This is a genomic window from Pseudomonas sp. MWU16-30323, assembly GCF_020515595.1.
GTDB classification, from domain to species: domain Bacteria; phylum Pseudomonadota; class Gammaproteobacteria; order Pseudomonadales; family Pseudomonadaceae; genus Aquipseudomonas; species Aquipseudomonas yamanorum.
Genome location: NZ_JAIWYM010000102.1, coordinates 1 through 332, shown reverse-complemented (window position 1 = coordinate 332; position 332 = coordinate 1). Strand labels below are relative to the sequence as shown.

The following is a 332-nucleotide window of genomic DNA, read 5'->3' as shown; positions in this document are numbered from 1 at the left end:
TCCGGATTGTAGTAGCGATGACGGTTGTAGTGCAGCCCGCTTTCCGGGTCGAAGTATTGGCCCTGGAAGCGCAGCGGGCTGGTAATGGTGTTGACGTCCAGCTTCGCGATTTGGCCGTAGGCGCGGTAGTGCGCGGACCAGACGATTTCGCCGTCGGGCGCGGTGAGTTCTTGTGGGGTGCCCAGGTGGTCGAGTTGGTAGTAGAAGGATTTTACGTCTTCCGGGCCGTAGCCTTTGAGCAGCGCTAACGGGCGAAAACTGTTGGGTTCGTAGAGGTAGCTCTGATGGTGATCGGCGCTGTGTTCGGCGATCAGCGTGTCGCCTTGCCAGAA

Annotated in this window: 1 protein-coding gene; it reads right to left on the bottom strand. The window is 59.3% G+C overall.

Annotation, left to right across the window (positions count from 1 at the left end):
- The coding region (locus LIY45_RS30635; protein ID WP_226478733.1) for an RHS domain-containing protein at positions 1-332 on the bottom strand (332 nt) is incomplete at both ends.